Annotated in this window: 18 protein-coding genes and 1 other annotated feature; of the genes, 11 read left to right on the top strand and 7 right to left on the bottom strand. The window is 45.5% G+C overall.

What is annotated here, in order from left to right; translation table 11 throughout:
- Window positions 1-48: 48 nt before the first annotated feature.
- From NSQ50_RS25145 to NSQ50_RS25125, 5 genes are all read left to right on the top strand, one after another.
- Window positions 49-972 carry an ABC transporter permease gene (locus tag NSQ50_RS25145; protein WP_036687012.1) on the top strand — a complete coding sequence of 308 codons (924 nt, stop codon included), beginning with the start codon at window positions 49-51 and terminating at the stop codon, window positions 970-972.
- A gap of 17 nt (window positions 973-989) precedes the next feature.
- Window positions 990-1,889, top strand: a complete 900-nt coding sequence (locus NSQ50_RS25140; protein ID WP_036686985.1) for a carbohydrate ABC transporter permease — start codon at window positions 990-992, stop codon at window positions 1,887-1,889.
- 57 nt (window positions 1,890-1,946) lie between these two features.
- Window positions 1,947-3,551, top strand: a complete 1,605-nt coding sequence (locus tag NSQ50_RS25135) for an extracellular solute-binding protein (protein WP_038573076.1) — start codon at window positions 1,947-1,949, stop codon at window positions 3,549-3,551.
- 109 nt (window positions 3,552-3,660) lie between these two features.
- Window positions 3,661-5,829, top strand: coding sequence for a beta-glucosidase BglX (gene bglX, locus NSQ50_RS25130; protein WP_076225252.1), 2,169 nt, complete (start codon window positions 3,661-3,663; stop codon window positions 5,827-5,829).
- A 46-nt stretch (window positions 5,830-5,875) separates the two neighbouring features.
- The gene (locus NSQ50_RS25125; RefSeq protein WP_076225251.1) at window positions 5,876-9,220 is read left to right on the top strand and encodes a GH36-type glycosyl hydrolase domain-containing protein; all 3,345 of its coding nucleotides are present in this window, start codon (window positions 5,876-5,878) and stop codon (window positions 9,218-9,220) included.
- Between the two features lie 60 nt (window positions 9,221-9,280).
- Here the strand turns inward: NSQ50_RS25125 and NSQ50_RS25120 are convergent, their stop codons facing one another.
- Window positions 9,281-11,146 (bottom strand): arginine--tRNA ligase, encoded by a 1,866-nt coding sequence (locus NSQ50_RS25120; RefSeq protein ID WP_076142391.1) that lies wholly within the window; start codon window positions 11,144-11,146, stop codon window positions 9,281-9,283.
- A gap of 40 nt (window positions 11,147-11,186) precedes the next feature.
- Window positions 11,187-11,405 (bottom strand) — a binding site (T-box leader).
- Between the two features lie 248 nt (window positions 11,406-11,653).
- On the opposite strand from NSQ50_RS25120, the gene NSQ50_RS25115 reads away from it, so the two are divergent.
- The 3 genes from NSQ50_RS25115 to NSQ50_RS25105 all read left to right on the top strand — a co-directional run bounded on the left by NSQ50_RS25115 (window position 11,654) and on the right by NSQ50_RS25105 (window position 16,082).
- Window positions 11,654-12,013, top strand: coding sequence for a hypothetical protein (locus NSQ50_RS25115; protein ID WP_036687001.1), 360 nt, complete (start codon window positions 11,654-11,656; stop codon window positions 12,011-12,013).
- A 45-nt stretch (window positions 12,014-12,058) separates the two neighbouring features.
- On the top strand, window positions 12,059-14,452 hold the full coding sequence (locus NSQ50_RS25110; RefSeq protein WP_340949787.1) for a collagen-like protein: 2,394 nt from the start codon (window positions 12,059-12,061) through the stop codon (window positions 14,450-14,452).
- Between the two features lie 427 nt (window positions 14,453-14,879).
- Window positions 14,880-16,082: an exosporium glycoprotein BclB-related protein gene (locus tag NSQ50_RS25105; protein WP_340949786.1), complete on the top strand. Its 1,203-nt coding sequence runs from the start codon at window positions 14,880-14,882 to the stop codon at window positions 16,080-16,082.
- 73 nt (window positions 16,083-16,155) lie between these two features.
- On the opposite strand, the gene NSQ50_RS25100 is transcribed toward NSQ50_RS25105, so the two are convergent.
- The 4 genes from NSQ50_RS25100 to NSQ50_RS25085 form a co-directional block, all read right to left on the bottom strand.
- Complete coding sequence (locus NSQ50_RS25100) at window positions 16,156-19,500, bottom strand: DEAD/DEAH box helicase (protein WP_076224644.1); 3,345 nt, start codon at window positions 19,498-19,500, stop codon at window positions 16,156-16,158.
- Between the two features lie 81 nt (window positions 19,501-19,581).
- Window positions 19,582-20,271 carry a TetR/AcrR family transcriptional regulator gene (locus tag NSQ50_RS25095; RefSeq protein WP_038573072.1) on the bottom strand — a complete coding sequence of 230 codons (690 nt, stop codon included), beginning with the start codon at window positions 20,269-20,271 and terminating at the stop codon, window positions 19,582-19,584.
- Between the two features lie 57 nt (window positions 20,272-20,328).
- Window positions 20,329-21,378, bottom strand: coding sequence for an ABC transporter permease (locus NSQ50_RS25090; RefSeq protein WP_076224641.1), 1,050 nt, complete (start codon window positions 21,376-21,378; stop codon window positions 20,329-20,331).
- Window positions 21,375-22,106: an ABC transporter ATP-binding protein gene (locus tag NSQ50_RS25085; RefSeq protein WP_076224639.1), complete on the bottom strand. Its 732-nt coding sequence runs from the start codon at window positions 22,104-22,106 to the stop codon at window positions 21,375-21,377. The genes NSQ50_RS25090 and NSQ50_RS25085 overlap by 4 nt, the downstream gene beginning before the upstream one ends.
- An 85-nt stretch (window positions 22,107-22,191) precedes the next feature.
- On the opposite strand from NSQ50_RS25085, the gene NSQ50_RS25080 reads away from it, so the two are divergent.
- Window positions 22,192-22,338: a hypothetical protein gene (locus NSQ50_RS25080; RefSeq protein ID WP_340949785.1), complete on the top strand. Its 147-nt coding sequence runs from the start codon at window positions 22,192-22,194 to the stop codon at window positions 22,336-22,338.
- Window positions 22,339-22,705: 367 nt separating this feature from the next.
- Here the strand turns inward: NSQ50_RS25080 and NSQ50_RS25075 are convergent, their stop codons facing one another.
- Both NSQ50_RS25075 and NSQ50_RS25070 read right to left on the bottom strand, forming a co-directional pair.
- Window positions 22,706-23,026, bottom strand: a complete 321-nt coding sequence (locus NSQ50_RS25075; RefSeq protein WP_340892757.1) for a hypothetical protein — start codon at window positions 23,024-23,026, stop codon at window positions 22,706-22,708.
- 25 nt (window positions 23,027-23,051) lie between these two features.
- Window positions 23,052-23,201 (bottom strand): hypothetical protein, encoded by a 150-nt coding sequence (locus NSQ50_RS25070; RefSeq protein WP_179087769.1) that lies wholly within the window; start codon window positions 23,199-23,201, stop codon window positions 23,052-23,054.
- Window positions 23,202-23,592: 391 nt separating this feature from the next.
- On the opposite strand from NSQ50_RS25070, the gene NSQ50_RS25065 reads away from it, so the two are divergent.
- A complete protein-coding gene (locus NSQ50_RS25065; protein ID WP_076129434.1) occupies window positions 23,593-25,029 on the top strand; it encodes a stalk domain-containing protein in 1,437 nt (478 codons plus the stop codon).
- Between the two features lie 54 nt (window positions 25,030-25,083).
- Window positions 25,084-25,944 carry a phosphate ABC transporter substrate-binding protein gene (locus tag NSQ50_RS25060; protein WP_038573065.1) on the top strand — a complete coding sequence of 287 codons (861 nt, stop codon included), beginning with the start codon at window positions 25,084-25,086 and terminating at the stop codon, window positions 25,942-25,944.
- The last annotated feature ends 78 nt before the right edge of the window (window positions 25,945-26,022 follow it).

Genomic DNA, 26,022 nt, shown 5'->3' with positions numbered 1-26,022 from the left:
GTGAGGAGATGCAAATTGAAATCCGAAGTTGCAATACCGGCTAAAAAAATGAACGACAGCAGATTCCAACTGTTCCTAAGAGAAGTCTGGAAGAACAGAATGGTCTATACTCTGGTGCTTCCTGGACTAGTGTGGCTTTTCCTATTTGCTTATCTGCCGATGGGTGGTCTATCTCTGGCTTTTAAAGATTTTAAAGCGAATTTAGGAATTTGGGGCAGCCCATGGAGCGGATTCGAGAATTTCACCTATGTGTTCCGTGACCCGGCTTTTATTGACGCCGTATGGAGAACGTTAACCATTAACATCGGTAAGCTGATTATTCAGTTCCCTTTTCCAATCATATTGGCATTGCTGCTGAATGAACTGCGCATGAATCGTTACAAAAAAGCTTTACAGACGGTGTTTACATTTCCAAACTTCCTGTCATGGATCGTAGTATCCGGGGTTGTTATCAATGTGCTTTCCTATGATGGTCTGGTCAACAGCCTCATTCAAATGTTTGGCGGGACAGGCATTAACTTCCTGGGTTCTGAAAAAATGTTCGTTCCGATGTTGTATCTTACGGATATCTGGAAATCAGCAGGTTGGGGAGCCATTATCTTTATGGCCGCTATCTCTGGTATTGATACAGACCAATATGAATCCGCACAGATTGATGGTGCCACACGCTTGCAGCAAATGTTCCGCATTACTCTGCCTAACATTCTTCCGACGATTACGATTATGTTTATCCTTTCCGTCGGTGGCCTGATGTCATCTGGATTTGACCAAATCTTTAACTTGAGCAACGCTGCAACGAAAAACGTCTCGGAAGTACTAGATGTGTATATCTACCGAATCACGTTCCAGTCCTCAACAGACTTTTCATTCTCCACTGCAGTCAGTTTGTTCCGTTCACTTGTTAATATGATTCTGCTGATTCTGGCAGATAGAGCTGCCAAACTTATGGGCGGAGACGGTTTATTCCGGTAAGAAAGGAGTGCAAATGTATGAGTAAAAAAAAGCTGACCATTATGCAAGACCATAAAAAAATGACCGCTATGGATTATGTGATTTTCGTAATTCTGAGTGTGGGCGCTTTGGCCATTCTTATTCCATTCTGGAATGTCATTATGATTTCTTTTTCTACGCAAAAAGAATACGCTGATAACCCTATGATGTTATTTCCGAAGAACCCAACACTGGAATCCTATCGGGCACTCTTTGCTGATGGGCGGATCGGGACAGGGTATTGGAATACCTTTAAGATCTTAATCTTAGGACTCCCGCTTAGCTTGTTCTTAACGACAAGTATGGCTTACGGCCTTAGCCGCAATAAATTCCCGGGTAAAAAGCTGATTTTTATGCTTGTCCTGTTCACAATGATTTTTAATGGCGGGATTGTACCTTTGTATCTGGTGATGAAGGATCTGCATCTGACAGGTAACCTTTGGTCAGTTATTCTGGCTGGAAGCTTCAGTGCGTTTAACCTGATTCTGATGTCGAACTATTTTAGCAGTCTGCCTGAGTCCCTGATGGAATCTGCGCGACTTGATGGTGCTGGGGAATGGAGAATCCTGTTCTCTGTAGTCTTGCCATTATCTGCTCCAATCGTAGCTACCATCACATTGTTCTACGGAGTAGCCTTCTGGAATGGATGGTATGACGCCATGATCTTCCTGCGGAAAGCGGATCAGATGCCACTGCAGAACGTGTTGCGATCTATCATTATGGAAGCCCAAGTGAATGCATCGAATGCAACAAGTGTTGACGCAGTGGGTAAACAATCATTCTCCATGGGTATGAAAATGGCGGCAGTGTTCGTTACCATGGTTCCTATTATGTGTTTCTTCCCGATGCTCCAAAAGCACTTTGCCAAAGGGGTACTGACAGGGGCTATCAAGACCTAGGGATTTATGATTTATCCATACAAAAGAGGGTCAGTCACACAATTTAAGGAGGACAAAATGAATATTTTAAAAAGAAAATCTGTAAAGTCAATCCTTGCCGGTGTTTTATGTCTTACTCCAATCATGTTGGCAGCATGCTCAAGCTCAGACAATAATGCTAATAGCGGAAATTCAGGCAATCCAACAGATGGATATAAAGATGAGTTGAAGATTTCGTTAGCCAGCACCATTAAGACAACAGAATCTGATTTTGATAACGTGTATCATAAATATTTTACGGATAAGTTCAATATTAAATGGGATTACAACTATATTGAATGGGATTCATGGGCTGAGAAGCTGCGCCTGTGGATTAACTCCGGTGATCTTCCTGACGTAGCAAGCTGGAACTATGTTCACGGTGATGCTCTTAATTACATTGATCAAGGGCTGCTGTACAAGCTGCCAGATGACTGGAAAGAACGTTGGCCGAATGTGGCAGCCGCTTATAAGCTGACAGGACTTGGCGATGAATTGGAGAAAGCGGTAGGTGGCACTTATGTTCTGCCAAGACCGGTATACTTTGAGAACAAGCCGGCAGATCCGCTCATTAACCAAATCGGAGTAATTGCTCTGCGTTCTGACTGGGCTAAAGCCGTTGGTTTTGAATTGAAAGATGCCTACACTACTACAGAACTGATGGAATTTGCTAGATTGCTTAAAGAGAAAGACCCTGGCAAGGTAGGAGATAAACTCATTCCTATTTCTTATGACATCAACGATGCTTTGACTAATATTGTAATGGCTAATAGCGTGCACTCCAGAGTAGAGTCAGCATTCTATAAAGATGCAGATGGCAAATACCAATGGGGTCCAGCCAACGATGAGACGTTAGCGGCACTGAAAGAACTTCAAACTACTTATAAAGAAGGACTGCTGCACCCTGAGTTTTATACTTGGAAAAATGGCGAATCTGGCCAAAAGTTCACAGTTAACGGTGTTTCCGGTATTACGAGTCTAGGTGGTTTGGCTTCTTACAGAAAAGACATGGACGTTAAAATGAAAGATAACCTAGGTGTAAATAGTGATGACCTAGTGCACACAGCTATTGTACTTGGCGATGACGGTAAATATCGTAACCTCGATCAAGTTAACTTCTGGTCTGCTGTAATCTTCTCGCCAGATATCAGCAAAGAGAAATTTGAACGGATTATGGACTTCATGGAATATACAACAAGTAAAGAAGGTCAATTGACCGTTAACTTGGGCTTTGAAGGAACAGATTGGAAAAAAGGCGAAAATGGCGAATTAATCAGCTTACTCCCTGAAGGAACAACATTGGATAAGAAATATCCGAACCGTTTTGAAGGACTGTATGTCTTGGCGGATGACTTTAGTATCGTGAACCCTGCGATCAAAAAAGAATATCGCGATCGTTCTGTAGAACTGTTCAAAGAAAAAGCTGAGCTTGCTTTAAAAGACAAAGCAACGGCTGAATATGACTGGGATTACCAGTTGTATGATTCCAAGGCTAAAAATCAGGCTTCCTTTGACTATGCTACAGAATACACTAACCTGATTTTGAAACCAGGCGATCTAGAGACGAACTGGAAAGAATGGGTTAAGAGCAAACAATCCCTCGTTCAGCCGGTTCTAGATGAACTAAACAATCTAAAAAAATAGCTTTCGCCCTATGCATGTAGGAATGAACCTACAGGACCCGCGTGCAATTCTTGCACACGGGTTTTTCCATTCATAGGCATCGGCAGAATTGAACAATGGAGGATTTGAAATGAATGAGCAGCAACTGACTACCTTGTTGAACCAGATGACGCTTGAAGAAAAGATTGCACAATTGCAGCAGCTAGCCGCTAATTTCTATGAAGGGGCAGAGGATGGAGGACAAATCACTGGCCCTATGGCATCCATGGGAATTACGGACCACATGATCGAGAGCAGCGGCTCTGTACTTGGTCTATCAGGTGCAGCGCAAGTCATTGCGGTTCAGGAAGCCCATTTACGCAAAAATAGATTGGGCATTCCCTTGCTGATGATGGCGGATATTGTGCATGGCTTCAAGACGATTTTTCCGGTCCCGCTGGCAATTGGCTGCTCTTGGGATATGGATCGCGCAGAGCTGAGCGCCGAGATTGCGGCAAAAGAAGCGGCAGTCTCCGGTGTGCACGTTACTTATGCGCCAATGGCGGATCTTGTACGGGACCCGCGTTGGGGAAGAGTAATGGAGTCTACAGGAGAAGATCCATATTTGAATGGTAGGTTTGCCCGTGCGTTTGTGCGCGGATTTCAAGGAAGTGACTTGACTGGTGATGTAGATCGTCTGGCGGCTTGTATTAAGCACTTTGCTGCCTATGGTCTATCCGAAGGCGGCCGCGATTATAATACGGTGGATTTATCGGAACGGCAGCTGCGTGAATATTATCTGCCGGCCTATCGTGCAGCACTGGATGAAGGTGCAGAAATGGTCATGACTTCATTTAATACGATTGATGGGATTCCGATAAGCGGCAATGTCAAACTCCTTCGCCAGCTGCTTCGTGAAGAATGGGGATTTGATGGCGTATTGATTTCGGATTGGGGTGCAGTGAAGGAACTGATCCCACATGGTGTCGCCGAGGATGAGGCTGAGGCAGCACTTAAAGCCATCAAAGCTGGTGTAGACATCGAGATGATGACGGCTTGTTACATTCATCAGCTTCCGGCGCTTGTTGCAGATGGGCAAGTAGATGAGAAGATTATTGATGAAGCTGTGCTTCGTATTTTGAAATTGAAGCAAAGATTGGGCTTGTTCGAGCATCCGTTCCGCGGAGCTGACGTCGAGAAAGAGCGTGAGGTAATCTTCTGTGAAGATCATCGAAATGCGGCGCGTGAGTTGGCGGTTAAATCCTGCGTACTGCTCAAGAATGATCAGGTTCTGCCGCTTGCTGCAGAGCAACGGATTGCGCTAATTGGACCGTTTGCTACTAGCGGAGATATTCTTGGACCGTGGTCGTGGTTGGGTTCAACGGAAGAGGCAAGCCGTCTTGCACCAGCACTTCAAGCTCGCGCAGGTGCGGGTAAGATTACTGTTGCAGAAGGTTCTGGAGTCGATAGCTTTACAGAGGTACAGTGGCTGGAGGCGGAAGCGGCTGCTAAGCAAGCTGATGTGATTGTACTGGCGCTTGGTGAACATTCAGAGATGAGTGGAGAAGCGGGCAGCCGTTCAGATATCCGTTTGCCGGAAGCGCAGTTTGAGCTTTTACAACGTCTGAAACAGCTGAATAAGCCTATCGTGGTGGTGTTGTTTAATGGACGTCCACTAGACTTGGCCGGTGTGTACGAGCATGCAGATGCTATTCTGGAAGCTTGGTTCCCGGGCAGTGAAGGCGGAGCGGCAATTGCCAGTCTACTTTATGGAGATGAGAATCCTTCAGGAAGATTAACGATGTCTTTCCCGGTATCCGTTGGGCAGATTCCAGTCTATTACAATCATTTCAACACTGGACGCCCACTTCATGCTCCGGGTGCCGACAAACGTTATGTCTCGCAATATCTGGACATTCCTAATGAACCGCTTTTGCCATTTGGTTTTGGACTGAGCTATACGACATTTAGCTATAGTGAACCAATTCTGTCCGGTGATATCATGACTGAAAATCAGCCTATTGAAATAAAAGTTACGGTGACCAATACTGGAGAAGTGGATGGGGAAGAGGTAGTGCAGCTGTATATCCGAGACATTTCCGGAGAGGTCGTCAGACCAATGAAGGAACTGAAGGATTTTGCCAAAATCAACCTCTCACCAGGGGAAAGTCGTGAAGTGACCTTTACACTTACCGAACAGCAGCTTCGTTACTATCATAGCGATCTAAGCTTTAGCAGCGATCCGGGACGATTTAAATTATTCGTCGGTTCGAACAGCAATGAGGTTAAAGAACGGGATTTTTGCTTAACATTAGCATAAGTAGAATATATACGGCAGTAACGCCGTAATGGAGGAAGTGTATAATATGACTACTAATTTGAATACTAACATCCGTTTAAACGCCGGGGATCTATCCTTCACTTTTACAAACAGCGGGGACTTGTTCCAAGTCCTCCACGAACGGACAATGATCAATCAATTGCTGCCAAGCATTGTGGATGGTTCATTATCCAATCTATATTTGCGAGTGCACAATGATGGAAACATTCAAGCCATTCCTTTGCTGGGCATTCATTCTTCAAGCACTGTACGTAAGGCTGGAAACCGTTTGGTTTGGGAAGGTACTGCAGAAAATATTGAATATCAAGTTATTTTCACCCCTACTGCAGGAGGAGCTTGGTTCTGGGATGTGAAGCTTACTGGACAAAATGCAGAGGTAGATCTCGTGTACGGACAGGATGTAGGGATTGCTGATATCGCCGCTGTCCGCAGTAATGAAGCTTACCTGTCACAGTATATCGATCATGCGGTATTTGAGGATCAATCCAACGGGTACGTTGTTTGCTCTAGACAGAATCAGCCGCAGGGCGGGAAATTCCCATATCTGCAACAGGGTTCACTTACCAAGGCAACAAGCTTCTCAACAGACGGTTTTCAATTCTTTGGACTGTCCTATAAAGAAACCAACCAACCAGAGAGCTTGGGTCGTGAGCAATTAAGTAATGAAATCTATCAATATGAATTCGCATATACTGCGCTGCAATCGGAACGGGTGAAGCTGAGCGGGGAAACACGGTTTGTGTTCTACGGATTGTTTAAGCAAGATCATCCAGAAGCGATCACTGCGTTAGAATTTGCTAATGATATTGCTGCGGCTTGGGATGCTGTTAAAGATTTACCTTTAGAAGCTGAAGCAGCACTTGAACGTTCTTTCTTCTCGAAGGAGCTGGGAGCACCGCTGGCTGCAGATTCGCTGACAGAGAAAGAGATCGAGGTCTTGTTTCCGGTTCGTTATCAGGAGGAGAGAGAAGGAGACACACTACTTTCCTTTTTCACTGAGAATTATGAGCACGTAGTATTAAAAGAGAAAGAAATGCGCGTAGAACGGCCACACGGCCATATCCTGATGAGTGGGGATAACGCTCGACTTAATGATAAGGTCATCACAACAACTTCTTATATGTACGGGATCTTTAACTCCCAAGTGGTAATTGGAAATACCAATTTCAACAAGCTAATGTCCAATCCAAGAAATGCGCTTAACATTCCAAAAGCTTCAGGACAACGCATTTATGTAGAGTGGAACGGTGAATATCGTTTGCTGACCATGCCTTCTCTATTTGAGGTTGGTTTCAACTATGCTCGTTGGTATTACAGAACAGATGGTGAATGCTTCATTATTACGAACTACACCACCGAAGATTCGCCAGAGATATTCCTGAATGTGCGTTCGGAAAGCGGACGAGCTTATCGTTATTTAGTCACTAATCAAATCACTATGAACGTTAATGAATACGAGCTTCCATATCAATCTAAGCAAGAAAGTGGAGCAGTAATCTTCTCCGCTGACAGAAGCGCACTAAGTGCTGGTGAATATCCTGACTTACAGTATAAATTACAGGTACAGGGTGCGGTGTTAACTCTGCAGGATGAAGGTAGACTTGTCTCTCCTGTTCAACCAACTGAAGCGCCGTTAGCAGTTCTGGAGCTGTCTGCCAGCAGTGAATGGACCTTGAATATTCAAGGGCTTCTGGATGGTAAGTCACTTGCTCCAAGAAATCGTTCAGCTGAGGAAGAAATTTCTGCTTATCGCGCGTTTTATGCTGGTGTGATGAATGGCTTCCGCCTGACGCTTGGGGACGGAACAGAAGGTGAACTGTTTAAGGTTAACGCTCTGACTTGGTGGTACACACATAACATGCTGGTTCACTATTCGGTTCCACATGGTTTAGAGCAATATGGTGGCGCTGCTTGGGGAACCCGGGATGTATGTCAGGGACCTGTGGAATATTTCATGGCTACGCAAAAATACGAACAGGTTCGTGAAATTTTGCTGACGCTGTATAGTCATCAATATGAAGATGATGGCAACTGGCCACAATGGTTCATGTTTGATAAATACACGAAGATACAACAAGAAGAGAGCCATGGAGATATTATTGTGTGGCCGCTTAAGGTGCTTGGAGACTACTTGGCAGTAACTCAGGATTACAGCATCTTGGGAGCAACAGTGCCGTATACCCGTAAGCACAGCTTTGACTTTACAGAAGAAAAAGCGACGTTGCTGGATCATGCGCGGAAGGAAATTGCTTATATTAAGGATCATTTCCTGCATGACACACATCTGTCTTCTTACGGTGATGGAGACTGGGATGATACACTCCAGCCTGCAAATCCACAGCTGAAGCAGTATATGGTTAGCAGCTGGACAGTGGCGCTTACCTATCAGACACTTAATCAGTTCTCAGAGGTACTTCGTTCAGTTGATCAAGCTGAGGCAGAGGAACTGAAGGCGATGGTGGAAGGAATCCGTAAGGATTTCCATACTCATATGCTTCAATCCGAAGTAATTCCTGGCTTCCTGTATATGGAGGACCCTGAGCAGATTAAGCTTATGGTGCACCCAAGTGACACAGAAACAGGTATCCAGTACCGTCTGCTGCCAATGACGCGCAGTATGATCAGTGAGCTGCTTACTCCGGAACAGGCCGAAGCACACTATGATGTCATTCAGGATAAACTATTCTGCCCTGACGGTGTACGTCTGATGAATCGTCCAGCTCAATATGTTGGCGGGGTCAGCACTCATTTCAAACGTGCGGAGCAAGCGGCTAACTTTGGCCGGGAAATTGGACTTCAGTATGTGCATGCACATATCCGTTATGTAGAGGCTATGGCCAAGCTCGGTAAAACCGATCAGGTCTGGAAGGGTCTGGCAGCGATTAATCCGATCGGAATCCGCGATGTGGTGCCAAACGCTGAACTACGTCAAGCTAACTCCTATTTCAGTAGCTCGGATGGTAAATTTAACACCCGTTATGAGGCACAGGAGAATTTCGATAAACTGCGCAATGGTGACGTAGCTGTTAAAGGTGGCTGGAGAATCTATTCCAGCGGTCCTGGGATCTATATGAACCAGTTAATCTCGAATGCACTGGGGATCCGTACGGAAGGTGGAGACTTAATTGTTGACCCGATTCTGCCGGAATCGCTGGATGGAATGCACTTTAGCTTTGAATATGCAGGCACTAAGGTAGATTTTATCTATCATCTTACAGGTCGTGAGATCAGTCGAATTACTATCAACGGTACGGAAGTGCAAACAGAAGGTACACCTAACCGCTATCGTAGCGGTGGTGTTCGCATCAAGCGTGCGGACTTTGACCGTCTCAGCACGGAAGCTGGAAATGTGATAGAGATTTATAAGTAACATTATATATAGAAGGGCAATCTCCGCGTTAACGCGGAGATTGCCCTTTTTTTGTGTTTTTTACATTCGGCTCGGTGTCGGTAACCCAAGCACTTCGAGCACATCTCCCAAGATGTCCTTGAATCTTGAAGTGAGCCAGAGGCGGAATTCGATCGTGGCTGAATCGCCTTTTAGAATTGGACATACAGAATAGAAGTTGTTGAACAGGGTAGCTAGGGTATGGGCGTAAGTGCAGAGCGTATTTGGCGTTAACTCTATACTTGCTGAATGTAATATCTCCGGCCAGAGGCTTAGCTGTCTTAGCAGCGCAAGCTCTGCTTTTTCCAATTTGGAAGGGAACTGAAGCTGTGCGGCAGCTGTAAGGATTGGGATCGTAGCTTTACTCAAAACGCTTGTCGCACGCGCAAAAGTATACATCAGATAAACTCCGGTATTGCCGGATATTTCGGTAGCCTGTTTGAAATCAAACACGATTTCCGTTCCTAAATTAAACCGTAGCAGATAGTAGCGAATCGCAGCAGTGGCAATCATTCGGCTGGAGAGGCCGTCTTTATCGGAACGTGAGTGTTCGATGTTCTGTTCCATGAGTTCCACCAGATCGCTTACCTTAATCCCGATTCCCTGTCGTCCGGACATAGCATAAGAAGATTTGCCTTCTGAAATATCTATACCCAGCTCGGCAGCCGAGGCGGGACTAAGAGATACAACACCATAACTCACATGATGGAGTTTGTCTGCTTGCTCGTTATAACCTAGTGCCCCTAAGGCTTGCTTAACCATCTGTTGTGGATATTCCTGTCTGTAATCGATCACATTGATGACTCTGTCCGCCTGCCCATAAGACTCTTGGGTTCCAGTTAATCCTGTTGTCCATAAACCGGACGAGAATTCGCTATAGGAGAAATCTTTGGTTAAAAGACCAAATTTCCAGAGATGATAGGCAATATCTTTGGCTGTATACGTTAAAATCCCATTCGAACGCACCAGCACCTTATCGAGATGATGCTCCTCTGAATCCGCTCCAATGTTAGCCTCTGTTCCTTGCTTCAGCACCCAGCAGCCTGCGAGTTTACCTTCAGTCTCTTGTACAAAAACGGCTGTCTGCTTCAGTAGCTCAGCTGCGGCTGCCCAAAATCCCTCTTTTAAAATACTGCTCTCCCATACCAGCAAATCATAATAAATCCCAAAATGTTTCATTTCCTCTACATGCTCTCTAACGATACGTTCAGCTACAAGGTTGCCCAGCCAGGCTTCATTGCCGCCACCTTGTTCAAGGGAGTGCAGTATATCTGTGCGCTTGTGTGTCATCTCAGGGTTCAGCGCATATTCTTTGTTCACTTTGGCATAAAGATCCCAGCAAAAATCACCGAAACGTTGATGTTCCCCTTCTAAAGGTATATTTAATAATCCAACAACTGTATCCGCCAGCTGATTGCCGAGATCATCAATGTAGTTATGGACCTCTACGTTATACCCAGTTCTTTTCATAATTCTGACTAGAGTATCGCCAATACAGGCGTTTCTTAGATGACCTACATGAGCGGCTTTGTTGGGGTTGATAGAAGTGTGCTCGATGATGACTTTTTCCCCAGTGCTGGCAGGCAGTTCAAAGGAATGTTCAGCCCAGCTTTGCCAATTCATATACAAATTGATAAATCCGGGAGCAGCGACTTCAACTTTTTGCAATAGACCGGCGAAACGCCCTTTGAATTGAAGTTCTGCTTTCACTAATTCTGCTATGACCATTGGGGATTTACGTAGAGTTTTGGCTAGCTGCATAGCGATATTACATGAATAATCACCATGTTCTAGATTTGCTGGCTGTTCGATCAGAATGGCAATGTCCTCTGGATAGTCAGCTCCTAAAGTATTGAATACACGGTGTACACTGTGCTCGATTCCGTCTTTGATGATTTGATTTAACATGGTATACCCTCCTTTGAAAATACAAAAAAGCCCTCGTCTCAAAAGAGACGAGGGCTTTAGCGCTCGCGGTACCACTCTCGTTGCTGAACAAGTTGTTCAGCCACCTTACGGGATAACGGCCTTCAGTCGGGACTTCCTACTAAGATTCAGAAGTCCATCTCACGGGTGCGCTTCATTAAAGAAATCTGTACCGGCTTACACTCTCCCGGCTCGCTGAGGACTAGATCTCGTTAACTACTCTCCCGCTCATCGATGCTTAATTAATTTTTACCAGTATACCCAATATTTCATAAAAAGCAATAGTGTTAGCTTCTTAACAATCTTGGTTGCTCTTTGTTATTAGATTATCAGTTTAGTAGATTATAAATTTGGAAAAAGAAGGCTGTCTTGTTATAGGACCAGCTGTTCCTTTGCACAACAGTCCACACGCTAACTCAAGCCAAGGAATATTACTATACGGAGCCACTAATCTTTCAAATTGTAGTGGAAGGGAGGAGTGAATAAAACATGGCTATTTTTTCTACTGGACCTATAGATAACAGCCCGATCCTAGGGGTCAGACCGTCGCAACTGGTAACCGTAAAAGTAGTTAATCGGGATTCTCTTAATCCTTATAATCTAGTTATTCAAGGTTTCCTTCTTAACGGATCAAGAACGATGTATGTGAATGAAACAGTAAATCTAGCACCTAATCAAGTTTTAACTAAGAACTATTTTGCCGACTTGGACGCATTTGAATTTGTATTTACAACAGTAGAAGCAGTTGAAGCAGAGGTTGGGATTTCAGTCTGGGGAAAACAGAACTCGGGGGCATTGGTAGATCCTCATCGCATAGTTGCGTGGGAGAAGCAGGCAGTATTAATTTAATAATTATTTTTGTGACACAGTTAACGTTAAAGGAGTGATGAGAAATTGAGTTATTTATCTACCGGACCGATAGACAATAGTATGGTAGGGGGTGTAAGACCTACTCAGCATGTTACTGTCAAAATTGATAACCGAAGTGACATTGATTCATCAATGGCTCTTGTTCAAGGATACTATATGGATGGGACAAGAACTTTATATGTAAGCGAGCTGATAAATGTAGCACCTAATGAAGTTATAACACGTGATTATTATGGCGATTTTGATGCGTTCGAATTTATTTTTACAACTACAAGTCTGGTAGATGATCCGATTCAAATCTCAGTATGGGGAAAAAATAGCGTTGGCCAGATTGTGACTGCCCATCGACTTGTACATGCAGAATTGCTTGGTGTAACGCAAGGGATAACTGGTGCGACCGGGGCGACTGGTGCAACCGGAGCGGATGGAGCAACGGGAGCAACAGGAGCGACCGGAGCAGGAGAGACAGGAGCAACGGGAGCAGACGGAGCAACTGGCGCGACTGGTGCAACTGGAGCGGATGGAGCAACAGGAGCAACCGGAGCAGGAGAGACTGGAGCGACTGGTGCAGATGGAGCAACGGGAGCGACCGGAGCAGGAGAGACTGGAGCTACAGGGGCAGACGGAGCAACTGGAGCGACTGGTGCAACTGGAGCAGATGGAGCAACGGGAGCAACCGGAGCAGGAGAGACTGGAGCGACTGGTGCAGATGGAGCAACTGGCGCGACTGGTGCAACCGGAGCGGATGGAACAACGGGAGCGACAGGAGCAGGAGAGACAGGGGCAACAGGAGCAGACGGAGCAACTGGAGCGACTGGAGCAACTGGAGCAGATGGAGCTACAGGTGCAACAGGAGCAACGGGAGCAGACGGAGCAACGGGAGCAGACGGAGCAACGGGTGCAACAGGAGCGACCGGAGCAGGAGAGACTGGAGCTACAGGAGCAGACGGAGTAACTGGGGCGACTGGTGCAACGGGAGCAGACGGAGCAACCGGGGCGACCGGAGCAGGAGAGACTGGGGCAACAGGAGCAGATGGAGCTACAGGTGCAACGGGTGCAACGGGAGCAGACGGAGCAACCGGGGCGACCGGAGCAGGAGAGACTGGGGCAACAGGAGCAGATGGAGCTACAGGTGCAACAGGAGCAACGGGAGCAGACGGAGCAACGGGAGCGACTGGAGCAGGAGAGACTGGAGCGACTGGTGCAGATGGAGCAACTGGGGCGACTGGTGTAACTGGGGCGACTGGTGCAGACGGAGTAACTGGTGCAACGGGAGCGACTGGTGCAGGAGAGACTGGAGCAACTGGAGCAACGGGTGCAACGGGAGCGACTGGAGCAGGGGAGACTGGAGCGACTGGTGCAGACGGAGTAACTGGAGCAACTGGAGCGACTGGTGCAACAGGAGCGGATGGTGCAGAAGGAGTAACTGGTGCAACTGGGGCGACTGGTGCAGACGGAGTAACTGGTACAACGGGTGCAACCGGAGCGGATGGAGTAACGGGAGCAACAGGAGCAACGGGTGCAACCGGAGCAACAGGAGTAGCTGGTGTAACCGGAGCAACCGGTGAAGTTGGAGTGACCGGAGCAACGGGAGTAGCTGGGGCGACAGGAGCGACAGGAGTAGCTGGTATAACCGGAGCAACGGGAGTAGCAGGAGCCACCGGAGCAACGGGTGAAACAGGAGCAACAGGAGCAACAGGAGCCACCGGAGCAACGGGTGAAGCTGGAGTGACCGGAGCAACGGGAGTAGCTGGAGCAACTGGAGCAACGGGAGTAGCTGGGGCGACAGGAGCGACAGGAGTAGCTGGTATAACCGGAGCAACGGGAGTAGCTGGGGCAACAGGAGCGACAGGAGTATCTGGTGTAACCGGAGCAACTGGGCTTACTGGTGCAACAGGTGTAACCGGAGTAACTGGAGCTACAGGTCCGAACATTCAACAAGAAGGTTTTTCTGCTTTTAAGCCCTCATTGGCAATTTCCACATCTACCCAATTAACTGGCTGGACTGTGACAACACCTTTTTATGATAGCCCGTCCTTCGACGAAGTTGGGGGAAATTATACTATTCCGACAACTGGTAGATATTCGATTGAAGCGACTATCAATTACTCCACAACTGCCTCACTCACTGTCAGTCTTGGTACTGGAATTAATCCGGCTTTCGTAGTTCAGAGAACTTCTCCTACTGCAACAAATCTGGTAAGTGGCTTGTTCCCAGTACTTGATGTGAATGTTGCACTTATATTAGATTTGAGAGCAATTTTGGGAAGTGGTACTGTGACGCTGGCTGGAGAATTTGCATTAACCGCAGGTGATGTGATTGGCTTGTTCTATGTGGCAAATGGTTTGACGGTTCCTTTGAATTTGGGTGGCGCGAACTCAGCAGGTATCGTCTGGTCTGTTCATGAATTAACTTAAGTTTATCTTCGAGTTCAGTATTTACAACAGGGGTAATTCGGTAGCCGTAAGTATGGCTTTCGGGTTATCCCCTGTTTTGTTGGCGATATGTTATAAGTTGACTAGAGCGATGCTTATTAGGTTCTTCTTCTATTAATCCATTACGGATTTTCAGATTGCTATAATGTATCAAATATGTGTAACAGTAGTTTTTAAATGGATGTCCACACCTTAATTCGAAATAAGAATAATACTATAAAGAGCCAAAAATTATGAACTAATTTTATAGGCTCATAGATTATCAACCTAGAGTAGGTGGGAGGAATGATTATAGATAGAATCATATTTTATACAGAACTATTGAGGAGGATTTTGTTCGGTTGGTTTGATTTTCGCAATTCAAATAATAAGCGTATTTTAAAATTCATAAAAAATGAGGTGTTGAAAATTGAGTCAACTATCTACTGGTCCTATAGAAAATAATCTGGTAGGCGGTGTAAGACCTACTCAGCTTGTTACTCTTAAAATTGTCAATCAGAGTGATGATACTCCGTCAACGGTTCAAGTCGAAGGCTATTATATGAATGGGACAAGAACTTTATATGTAAGTGAACAGGTTAATTTAGCTCCTAATCAAGTGGTTAATAGGGATTATTATGCAAACTTTGATTCATTTGAATTTCTATTCACAACACCTATTACGATTGATGATCCCATTCAAATTTCAGTTTGGGGGAAGAGCAGCACAGGTCAATTAGTGACTGCTCATCGCCTTGTCTACTCTGAATTATATGGAGAATATATAGGAATTACAGGTGCTACTGGAGCTACTGGAGCTACAGGAAGCGTTGGTGCAACGGGAGCGACAGGAGGTACTGGCGTAACCGGAGCCACAGGTGCTGGAGCCACGGGAGCGACAGGAGCTGCTGGAGCAACGGGAGCCACAGGAGCGACAGGAACTGCTGGAGCCACAGGAGCAACAGGAACTGCTGGCGTAACTGGAGCAACAGGAACTGCGGGAGCCACAGGAGCAACAGGAACTGCTGGAGCCACGGGAGCGACAGGAGCTGCTGGAGCAACGGGAGCAACAGGAACTGCTGGTGTAACCGGAGCCACAGGTGCTGCTGGCGCAGGCGCAATCATTCCATATTCTTCTGGACTTCCAGTTGCTATGACCACTGTATTAGGGGGTCTTTTGAATACTTCAAGTGCAGTTGGTTTTGGTAGCAGTGCGACCAATATCAGTATTACAGGCGGTACTATAGATCTTACTGGAGCGGCTGGAACCTTGCTGAACTTTGCGTTCTCGGTTCCTAGAACAGGAACGCTTACGTCTATGGCAGCCTATTTCAGTGCGACATCTTCCGTTAGTTTGGTGGGTTCTACGGTAACAATCACGGCTCAATTATACAGATCTACTACACCTAACAATACCTTCACAGCAGTACCTGGGGCTTTAGTTACGTTAAGTCCTCCGCTTACAGGATTAATTGCTCTTGGAACTATTAGCAGTGGTAATACCACAGGCTTAAGCATTCCTGTAACTGTGGGAGAACGCTTGTTGTTGGTCTTCACTTCGACGGTCACGGCTGGCATTGACGTTGCAACTACTGTTGCTGGCTACGCTAGTGCAGGAGTTACAATTGCATAATCTGAAGAAAAGGGATATCCCGATAGTCATAGAGGCTGTGGGATATCCCTGATTTTTTCTCAAACATTGTTATTTAGATCATCAGAATCTCCCGGATGTCTTGCTCTGTGAGGGTAGACAAGCTTTCTTGACCTGGCTGGATGACCTCATCGATCAAGTTCTTTTTCTTCTGCTGCAGCTCATACATCTTGTCCTCTACGGTGCCTTGGGTGACGAGACGAATTACTTGTACTACATTTTTCTGTCCGATCCGGTGAGCCCGATCTGCTGCTTGCTGCTCGACGGCAGGGTTCCACCATAAATCGTAAAGGATTACAGTATCTGCCCCAGTTAAGTTGAGCCCGGTCCCGCCGGCCTTTAAGGAGATTAAGAAAATATCCCGCTCTCCTTCATTAAATTTATTACATAAATCTACTCGTTGAGAAACAGGCGTTTGACCATCTAAATAAAAGTATGGAATGCCCTGATATCCTAGTTCACGCCCAATCAGGCCCAGCATCTCTGTGAATTGTGAGAATACTAACATACGTTTACCCGAACTGCGACATTCTTCTATGATTTCGAGCAGCTGCTCGAATTTAGCAGAGCTTCCTTCATATCCATCGACAAAAAGAGCAGGGTGGCAGCACAACTGGCGCAGACGAGTTAGTCCCGCCAGAACTTTGATCCGATTATTATTGCCGAAACTATCTTGGGTCAAATGCTTAAGCGCCTCTTTTTTCAAACGGGCAAGATAAGCTACATATAACTTTTTTTGCTCCGGCAGCAGTTCACATGCTTGTACGGACTCAATTTTGTCCGGAAGTTCCTTTAACACATCACTCTTTAAGCGCCGCAGCAAAAAGGGACGCGCCCGCTTCGCAACCGTTTCTCTTGGTAAATCGTGAAAAGCTTTTTTGCCTGGAAATAACCCAGGGAACACGGTGCCGAAAATGGACCATAAATCTTCCAACGCATTCTCCACAGGAGTACCCGTAAGTGCAAAACGGTGCCGGGCTTGAAGCGCCATTACAGCTTGGGCTGTCTGTGTAGTATGGTTTTTTATAGTTTGTGCTTCATCGAGAATCAGGGTATGAAAAGACTTTTTGGCATACAACTGAACATCTCTGCGGAGCAACGGATAAGAGGTGATGATTACATCAGCTTTTGCTGTATTTTTTAAAATCCGCCCGCGCTCAATTAGACTACCGTCTGCAATGACAGCTTTGATCTCTGGCGTGAATTTTTTAAGCTCATTAAGCCAGTTATAAGTGAGAGACGCAGGAGCGACAATTAGGGCAGGCAGCCCATTCTGGCGGATCTCTGGAAGTTCTGACAGTAGAAAAGCGATACTTTGCAGCGTTTTGCCTAACCCCATATCATCCGCCAAAATACCACCAAAACGGTAATGGGCCAACGTCTTCAGCCACTGAAACCCATACTGTTGATAATCCCTTAGCACAGGAACCAGACTGTCAGGTATAGGGAAATCAAGATTCTCCGGATTCCGCATGTTCGCAAGTAACCTTTTAAAGGATCTGCCCAGCTTAATGGAGTCACTCTTAGTATCCGTGGAGGTCAAATGTAACCCACGAACAACGGGCAGAGAAAACTCCACCCCTTTGATCTCACCTTCCCGGATGCCTATATCATTCATAAAGGTAATGATTTCTTGAAGCTCCTCGCTCTCCAGCGGTAGCAGGGCCCCATCAGGCAAGCGGTAATATCTGCGTTTTTCCTGCAGGGATTTCAGAACCATAACAATCTCAGCTTCTGGAATCCCCCCCATATCGAATTTAAAATCAAGCCAGTCCGTCTTTTCATTCCAACTAATGCTCACCTTAGGGGGTGTAGTGCTCGTGAACAGTCTTGCTTTGACTGCGGATGTCGCATAGACCGAAAGCAGCGGTTCCAGCAGCGGAATGGTATGGTACAAAAAATCGTATTCGCCTTCTTCGTCTGTCATAATATAACCGCCCTCGGTTTTAGCGAAAGATTCGTGCTCCATCAGCTCCAGAATACGAGCTTCTCCCTCCCCGTCTCGCAAAAGAATCAAACTCGTCCCGCGAACATGGGCTTTTTCATCTAAAGGATTGATCACAATGTCACCATATTGGAATTCTAGTCCGGCGAGCAGCCGATCTCTCACACGATCCAGATAAAGCCTCGCGATAAGCCTATGTTGGACAATCCGATCCGCAATGGAGTCGGCGATATGGACGTTGCCCAGCTTTTTCAGACCAGGAATAACCTTGTCCATAAAAGACTCCATTTGCTCGGGGGCAATATTGATACCATTTCGGCGGGAGGAATCCAGCATTTTTTTCATTTCAGCAAGGCGTATACATTCTTGAGGGGATAGCTTCAGCAACTTACCTTCCGATAGTACCATCCCGTAATCTTCTAAGACCGAAATCTGCTCAAGTCCTTGAATATCCAGATGATATCCATCCTCTTCTGCCTGTTCAAATTCAAAGCTGAGTGGAGGCGCCTCATTAGACAAATGGATGCCTTCGTATAGCATCTCTTCTTGTTGCAAAAATACCGAAGAGACCTCTGAAAGCGCAGGCTGAAGTGACTCCCAGAAAAAAGGAGGGACGGCCAGTAACCGATCTCCCCCAATACTCCCCCCATAAGGTGAGTAAGGAGTGACGTTATCGCGGTACATTTTTTCATTTAATACAATATCAATCAGCTTCTGTAGAACAACATTATCTTCCTTCCGGAAGCTGTAAATGGCAGGATCATAGATAAAATGTTTCGTGAACTCAAAGGATTCTCCGCGGTGTACACTTTCTAGAAATCCCCTTATTTTCTGAACAATATATAGACGTTTTGGACCGACTTTCATTTCTATACCCAGCATGGTGTGGCTGTAACTATAAGTGAACGGCTTGCATGTAAACTCTATATTTAGAGGAAGTCTGTTATCTACAAAAGCCCCCGTACCGCTAGGACGCGGTGTATGGTTGCTGAACATCCCCAGTAGGCTGCTCACGAGCTGTTGATCTCTGGACTTTCCCCCGTTGTCTTGCGCAGTATCTGTAAAAATACGTGGGGTTAGAATCTCAGTATCTTCTATAGAAGACAGGTGCGAAGCTCCGGTAAGCTCTGAACGATCTCGGCCAGTTTTAAGGGCGTCAACGTTGATCATTACAGCCGCGATATGTTTACAGAATGGCCCCCCATGGGAGTAGGCTGGACAATTACACTCTGCCTGGACATCCCCATCAATATCAATGACCACCATAACTTCATAGTCGATCGCCCCCTGAACAATGGCTTCATATCGAGAGCGGGGCAAATCTGGAATGGAGTCATTGTATTCTTCAACTTCAATTATATCGACACTTTCAGTTTGGTAATAAGCTAATCCTTTTTCAAAAATAGACTTGCCGCACAGCAGTTTGATTACCCGTTCTGATACACTAAAGCCCATAACATAATTCCTTCCTCATAACTTGATCTCGAAAAGTCCGAATTTAATATAGTACTTATGATAACAGAACGGGAGTGCGCATCAAATAGGGGGTGTTGCTTTACTTATTCCATGCATGATAAAAGCGATCGTCAGGTTGATTTCTTCCTCGTCGTTCCAGTCCTTATCTGGCTGCAGCAGCAAGCGATTCATCAAATAACCTACGACAGATGAGAGTGTGAAGCGTATAAGTGTGGGTGTAGGCACCTCGATGATTTCACCCTTTTCTTTAAAATGTTCAACAATATCAATCACGCGCTCCAGTATTTTGCTAAGAATATTCTCTACAAACTGCGCTCTAACTGTTGGCTGAAAAGGAATCTCCTGAATAAGAATCTTAAGAATTTTAAAATTCTTGCGGGCGAAATCCAGCCGATTGATCATAAATGCCCTCAGGAACTCTTCGAAGCTGTCGTAGGGCATATCGAGCACGCCGTTGAAATTCCGCAGCACAAAAGGCGCAAGCATGCGACTCATGGTAGGACCTACTATGGCAAGCAGCAGATCATTTTTAGTCTTGTAATAGCGAAAAATCGTTCCCTCCGCCACGCCCGCTTTCTGAGAAATTTCACTCGTTGAAGTCGCAGAGTATCCTTTTTCGGAAAATACCTCAATCGCCGCTTGTAGAATAGAAATCTGCTTCGGTGTCAGTTTCTCGTCTTTGCCAAGGGTCAGCAGCTCTTCTATCCACTGCTCTTCTATATTTTGTTCCGTAGAAACTTGCTCTTTCATTACAATAACCCTCCATGCTTGATTCATTTTGTTTCAATGATAATAGCTTTTGTGAAATTACATTTTGCGATGTTTGCGCAGTGCCAATACATTCAGCAGCATAAATAGCAGCGAAAATCCTATTAGTACATAGACATCCAGTGCAATTGCGCTCCATCCTTTGCCACGGACCATAATGTCCATCAGAGCTTCTGATCCGTAATAGATCGGTGTAGCGAGGCCAACGCGCTGGAGCCACAGTGGAAGGGTATCGAGCGGGAATAATCCACTGAGGAAGATTTGTGGCACTATAATGAGCGGAATGAACTGAATCATCTGCAACTCATTGGCTGCAAAAGCCGACAGCAGTGTGCCCAACGTCAGCGCTGTCATCGATAGGAGTAATGTGATCAGCAATACGTAACCAAAGCTGCCTGTCATCATAATGCCAAGAATCTGTATGGAATACCATGAGATCAATAGCGCCTGAAAAACGGTAAATATGCCGAAACCACATACATACCCGAGCACAATCTCCCATCTTTTTAATGGAGTCGAAAGTAGGCGTTCAAGAGTGCCTGTGGTTCGTTCCCTTAAGAAGGATACACCTGCAATCAAGAATACGAAAAAGAAAACAAATACGCCAATCATAATGGGACCGAAACGGTCGATCGTCTTCATATTCTCAGAACCGTAAAGATAGCTGATCTGCGGCTGTAATTGTTCCTTTGTGCTTGGATGAAGCTTCTGGGAGATTTGTTGAAGCGTCATGATTACTGCCTTGTTGGCTGTAGGGTTGCTACCTTCTAACAGCACTTGAGGCGTAACTTGCGAATCTCCGGCGGTTCCGTTCAAAGTGATCAAAGCGTCAATTTTCCCTTCTACTAAAGCTTCTTTTCCCAGCTCTGCGCTGGCATATTCTTTGATGGTGGCATTTTGTTCTTTTAACGCAGCTGACATATTTAGCGGTACACCGGACACACCGATTTTTGGTTCATAGGCGTCACCGTTGAAGACCAAGCTCATTAAGCTTAGAACGAGGAGTGGTGCAATGAACATTAATGCCATCGTTCTTTTGTCATGAATAAATTGCCGCAAAATCCTTAAGGTGATCGCTCGGATTCTCATGAACGCACACCTCCATAATATAAAAAGGCTTCTTCAATAGAAGCTGAACCGGTGGCTTGCAGCAGTCCGGCAGGCGTGTCGGCGGCAAGTAGCTTGCCATCACGGATCATTCCGAGCCGGTCACATTTTTCAGCTTCATCCATGACATGCGTGGTCAGCACAATAGTGGTGCCTTTCTGGTTCAGAGCTTTTAGTTCTTTCCAGATGGATAGCCGCAATACCGGATCTATGCCAACTGTAGGTTCATCAAGAATAAGCAACGGCGGTTCATGCAGCAGCGCGATCGCCAATGATAAGCGGCGTTTCATCCCGCCGGAGTATTGGTCTACTCTTTTTCGCAAATGATCTTGTAAATTAACGATCTCCATTACGGCTGTGATGCGTTTGGAGCGTTGCTCCCCCTTTAGTCCATATAGCGCTGCAAAAAACTCCAGATTCTCCTTCGCGCTAAGCTCCGTGTACAAGGCATCAGACTGGGCCATATACCCAATCTGTTGCAGCATAGTCAGCTTCGGCATCGTCACGCCAAGTATTTTCACCTCGCCGGAGGTTACCTCATCGATACCTGTAAGCAGCTTCACTAATGTTGTTTTTCCTGAGCCCGATGGCCCTAGTATGCCAAAGGTTTCCGCACGTTCCACTTGAAGCGAAATATCCTCGAGCACCTGTTTCTCTCCAAACGCTTTCCCGACATGGCTCACTGAAATAACTGAAATCTTTGAACCCATGTTTATCTCCTCGATTCTGAATGTTCTGGGATACTTACTTGAGTTGAAGGTGTTGAAGGTGTAGAAGGTGTAGAAGGTGTAGAAGGTGATGGTGATGGTGATGGTGATGGTGATGGTGATGGTGATGGTGATGGTGATGGTGATGGTGATGGTGATGGTGATGGTGATGGTGATGGTGATGGTGATGGTGATGGTGATGAACTGCATTGCGTTAAACACTCTAATTATATAATGAGTGAGTACTCACTCATTACTGTGCATCAAAAGTTAGGAATTGTAAACCATATATTTTATACAAAGGTATCCCACAGTATTAGCTTAATCCCGATTGACGTTTGTTAATTCAACATGTCCTTTTACTATGTATATAGATAGAGATGATCTGAATAAAAGGCAAAAGTGCCACTAAATAGCGCCAGTCCGCCTAAACTAGGTAATAGAAAGGCATAAATGCCCTTAAATGGCGTCGATCTACTTAAATCAGCTAAAAGAAAGGCATAAATGCCTCACAATAGCACGGGTTTACCTAAACCAGACAAAAGAAGGGCATAAATGCCACTAAATAGGCATGATTTAGATAAATCAAGTAAAAGAAGGGTCTAAATCCCGTAGAAAGAACCTAATCCCGCTGAAGTCAGCAAAAGAACGGCATAAATCCCGCACAGTGAGCTCAATCCCGCTAAAGTTAGCAAAAGAACGGTATAAATCCCGCACAATGTACCCAATCCCGCTAAAGTTAGCAAAAGAACGGTATAAATCCCGTACAATGTACCCAATCCCGCTAAAGTTAGCAAAAGAACGGTATAAATCCCGCACAATGAGCCCAATCCCGCTAAAGTTAGCAAAAGAACGGTATAAATCCCGCACAATGAGCCCAATCCCGCTAAAGTTAGCAAAAGAACGGTATAAATCCCGTACAATCAGCCGAATCTCCTACGATGCCCCTTACGCAGAAAGCGCCCCAACAGACCAGTTAGTTTTTAAATCGTAAGCAGCAGCCACATAATTGATAGCAGACTCTCGCCAGTAACAAGCTTCCCCCACCCGCCAAGCGATCTCCGTAATACGCTCCCCACGCGCCCAAGCGAACTCCACATATACTCACAGTGCCCATCGACCTCCTCAAAAAGCTTCCCCCACGCGCCCAAGCGAACTCCACATATACTCACCGTGCCCAGCGACCTCAGCAACAAGCTTCTCCCCACCCGCCTGCAATCTCAAATTAGTCCCTACGTCTCACCAAATTCCAAACAATTCTCCAACTAAATAAGGTAGCCACACCAAGCACCTTTTTACGAAAAGAGGCTGTTTTTGCTGTTTAGTTCATTTGGTTTAGATCAAGAAAATTGTTAAATGATCTAATATACCTGATTTTTTTAAAAAAAGAATACTAGTTAATATTTCCATTACATTCCTCTGCAACAGAATTGACAATTGTAGACGAAAATGACATTAGCAGTTACCTATACGAAAAGGGTGAATCTAATTGAAAAACAGTAAATGGATTAGCGCAACGTTGGCTTCAGCACTTCTTGCAACAGTAGGCGTTGGAAGTGTATCTGCAGCTAGCACCGGCAGTAATGTAAAATCTGTAGCTACCAATCAAGTCGCTGCTGTTACAGCAGTTAAAGAAGGTACAACTACTTGGAATGTAAACGGAACGCCGATTGTGTTTAACACCATTAACAGCAGTGGTTACAAGCTTTACTCGCTGACTCAGGTAGCTGGTGAAATTGGGGCTAAGGTAGTACTGGGAACAAGCGGGTTTGAACTTAACGACAGCAAAGGACTACATAATGTGCAACTCAAAACAGGCTCAAAGAGCTATCAAGTAGATGGTAATTCCGAATCGTTCACAGTGGCTCCAGTGTTTTATAACGGTAAAACCTATGTAGAGCTGACTAAGTTAGTTATTGCATTAGGTGGAGAGCTGGATGCTGATGCTAGCACGATTTTGAGCTTTGCACGTCCGGAAGGATTGTTTGATACTTTGCACTGGACGGCAGCTGGTAACCTGATTGCGAACAAAAGTGATGCTGAAACTACTCAGCTTATCAAATTCAGTACAGAACCAGGTAACTATGAAGTGTTTTCGTCAAATGACAGTGCGGTGGACTTTGCAGTATCGCCGGATCAACAGTGGGGAGCTTTTAATGATGAGAAAGGTTTGCTGAATCTGATTAACTTGTCTAGCGGAGCTGTTAAAACACTAGGCACCGACAATAGCGTGAAGACAGATCTGGTTTGGTCCAAAGATGGGAAAAGCATTTATTTCATCCAAGGAGACAAGCAAGAAAAAATCGCTAAAATCTCAGTAGAGACTGGTGATGTTAAATCCGTTTTGGCTGACAAGGTTGAGAATAAATCTGAACTGCGCATTTCTGCTGACGAAAAAAGCGCCGTTTATATCGTTAATTTGACGGGTGTTGCTAAAAATGATGCAGACAGCACAGAAGATTCTCTTACGGTAGACTTTAGCTCGGCAGGAGAGCAGCTTTACAAGCTTGATCTGGCTACAAAAGATGCTAAACCAGCTGCATTAACAACCACAGCGGATAACAAGCTTTACCCAGAGATTTTGGCTGATGGAAATGTGGCATACCTGAGCGCAGATGCAGACGGCAATGCGAAGAATACCCTGAAGCTTGTAAAAGCGGACGCAACCAGCACTAATATTGCACTTGATATCGAAGTGAATTGGTCCACTGGCGTTAGCAATGGTTTGGTAGTGGCAGGTACTACGGCAGACGGAAGCACAGTGATCTATTCTATCGATGGTAGTGGTGCAAAGACCGAACTGTTCCGTACGACTGAAGATGTATCTGAAGTATCTGTATCTAAAGACGGAAGCAAGCTTGCGATTGTGAGCGGCGACAGCGTATGGGTTATCCAAGGCGGTAAAGGGCTGCAACTGACTAAATAATGATTATCCCAAACATATTTTAACGGCCTAGAGCCGAGAGGAGAAAATAGTACAATGAAAATCTTCAAGAAATTAACAGTAACGGCTTTAACAGCCGTAATCGCGGTAACCGCATCTTTTGCAGGGATTGCAGCAGCAGCAGATTCACTTAGTGGCAAAATCACCGTTAACGGTTCAACCGCACTTCTTCCATTGACCTTGCAAGCGGCAAAAGAATTCCAAAAGCTCCACCCTAAAGTGAAAATCGCAGCATCTGGTAAAGGTTCTGTAACTGGACCACAAGCTGTGAAAAAAGGCATCGCTGATATCGGCGCTTGCGACTGGGATGCTAGCATCGACGTACCAGGCTTCAAAGCTTTTGACGGACAGGTAGCGAACAAAGTAGCTGTCATTCCTTTTGCAACGATTGTAAACAAAAATGTGGGTGTAGATAACCTCACAACAGAACAACTTAAAGGCATTTTCGCTGGCAAAATCACCAACTGGAAAGAAGTAGGCGGCGCAGATGCAGATATCGTTGTCATCACTCGCTCATTCGGTTCTGGTACCCGCGTTAACTATCAAGCTAAAGCCTTGGATGGCGGAGATATCGTTAAAAAAGCTAAGAACTACAAAGAAACAGGTTCATCCGGCGACATGAAAACAGCAGTAGGAACAACTCCTAACTCCATCGGTTATATCGACCTTGTTTATGTAAGTGGCGACGTAAAAGCAGTGAAACACAACGGTATCGCAGCTACTACAGACAACGTAATTAACGGTTCTTATAAGATTTGGGCTTATGGTTACTACATGACTAAAGGCCAGCCTACTGGTGCAACTAAAGAATTTATCGAATACGTACAAAGCAAAAAGTTCCAACAAGGTTCTCTGAAAAAGCTTAAATTCATTCCGATCGCAGCAATGAAGGGTTAATAACATCTGAAGATCATATTGAACGGTAACAGCGGCCAGCCCCGATTTTGATACGGGGTTGGCCGCTTACAGGAGGGA

The organism is Paenibacillus sp. FSL R10-2788 (genome assembly GCF_038003885.1).
In the GTDB taxonomy this organism is placed as follows: Bacteria; Bacillota; Bacilli; order Paenibacillales; family Paenibacillaceae; genus Paenibacillus_AQ; species Paenibacillus_AQ odorifer.
This window is presented reverse-complemented; position numbering and strand designations above follow the sequence as displayed.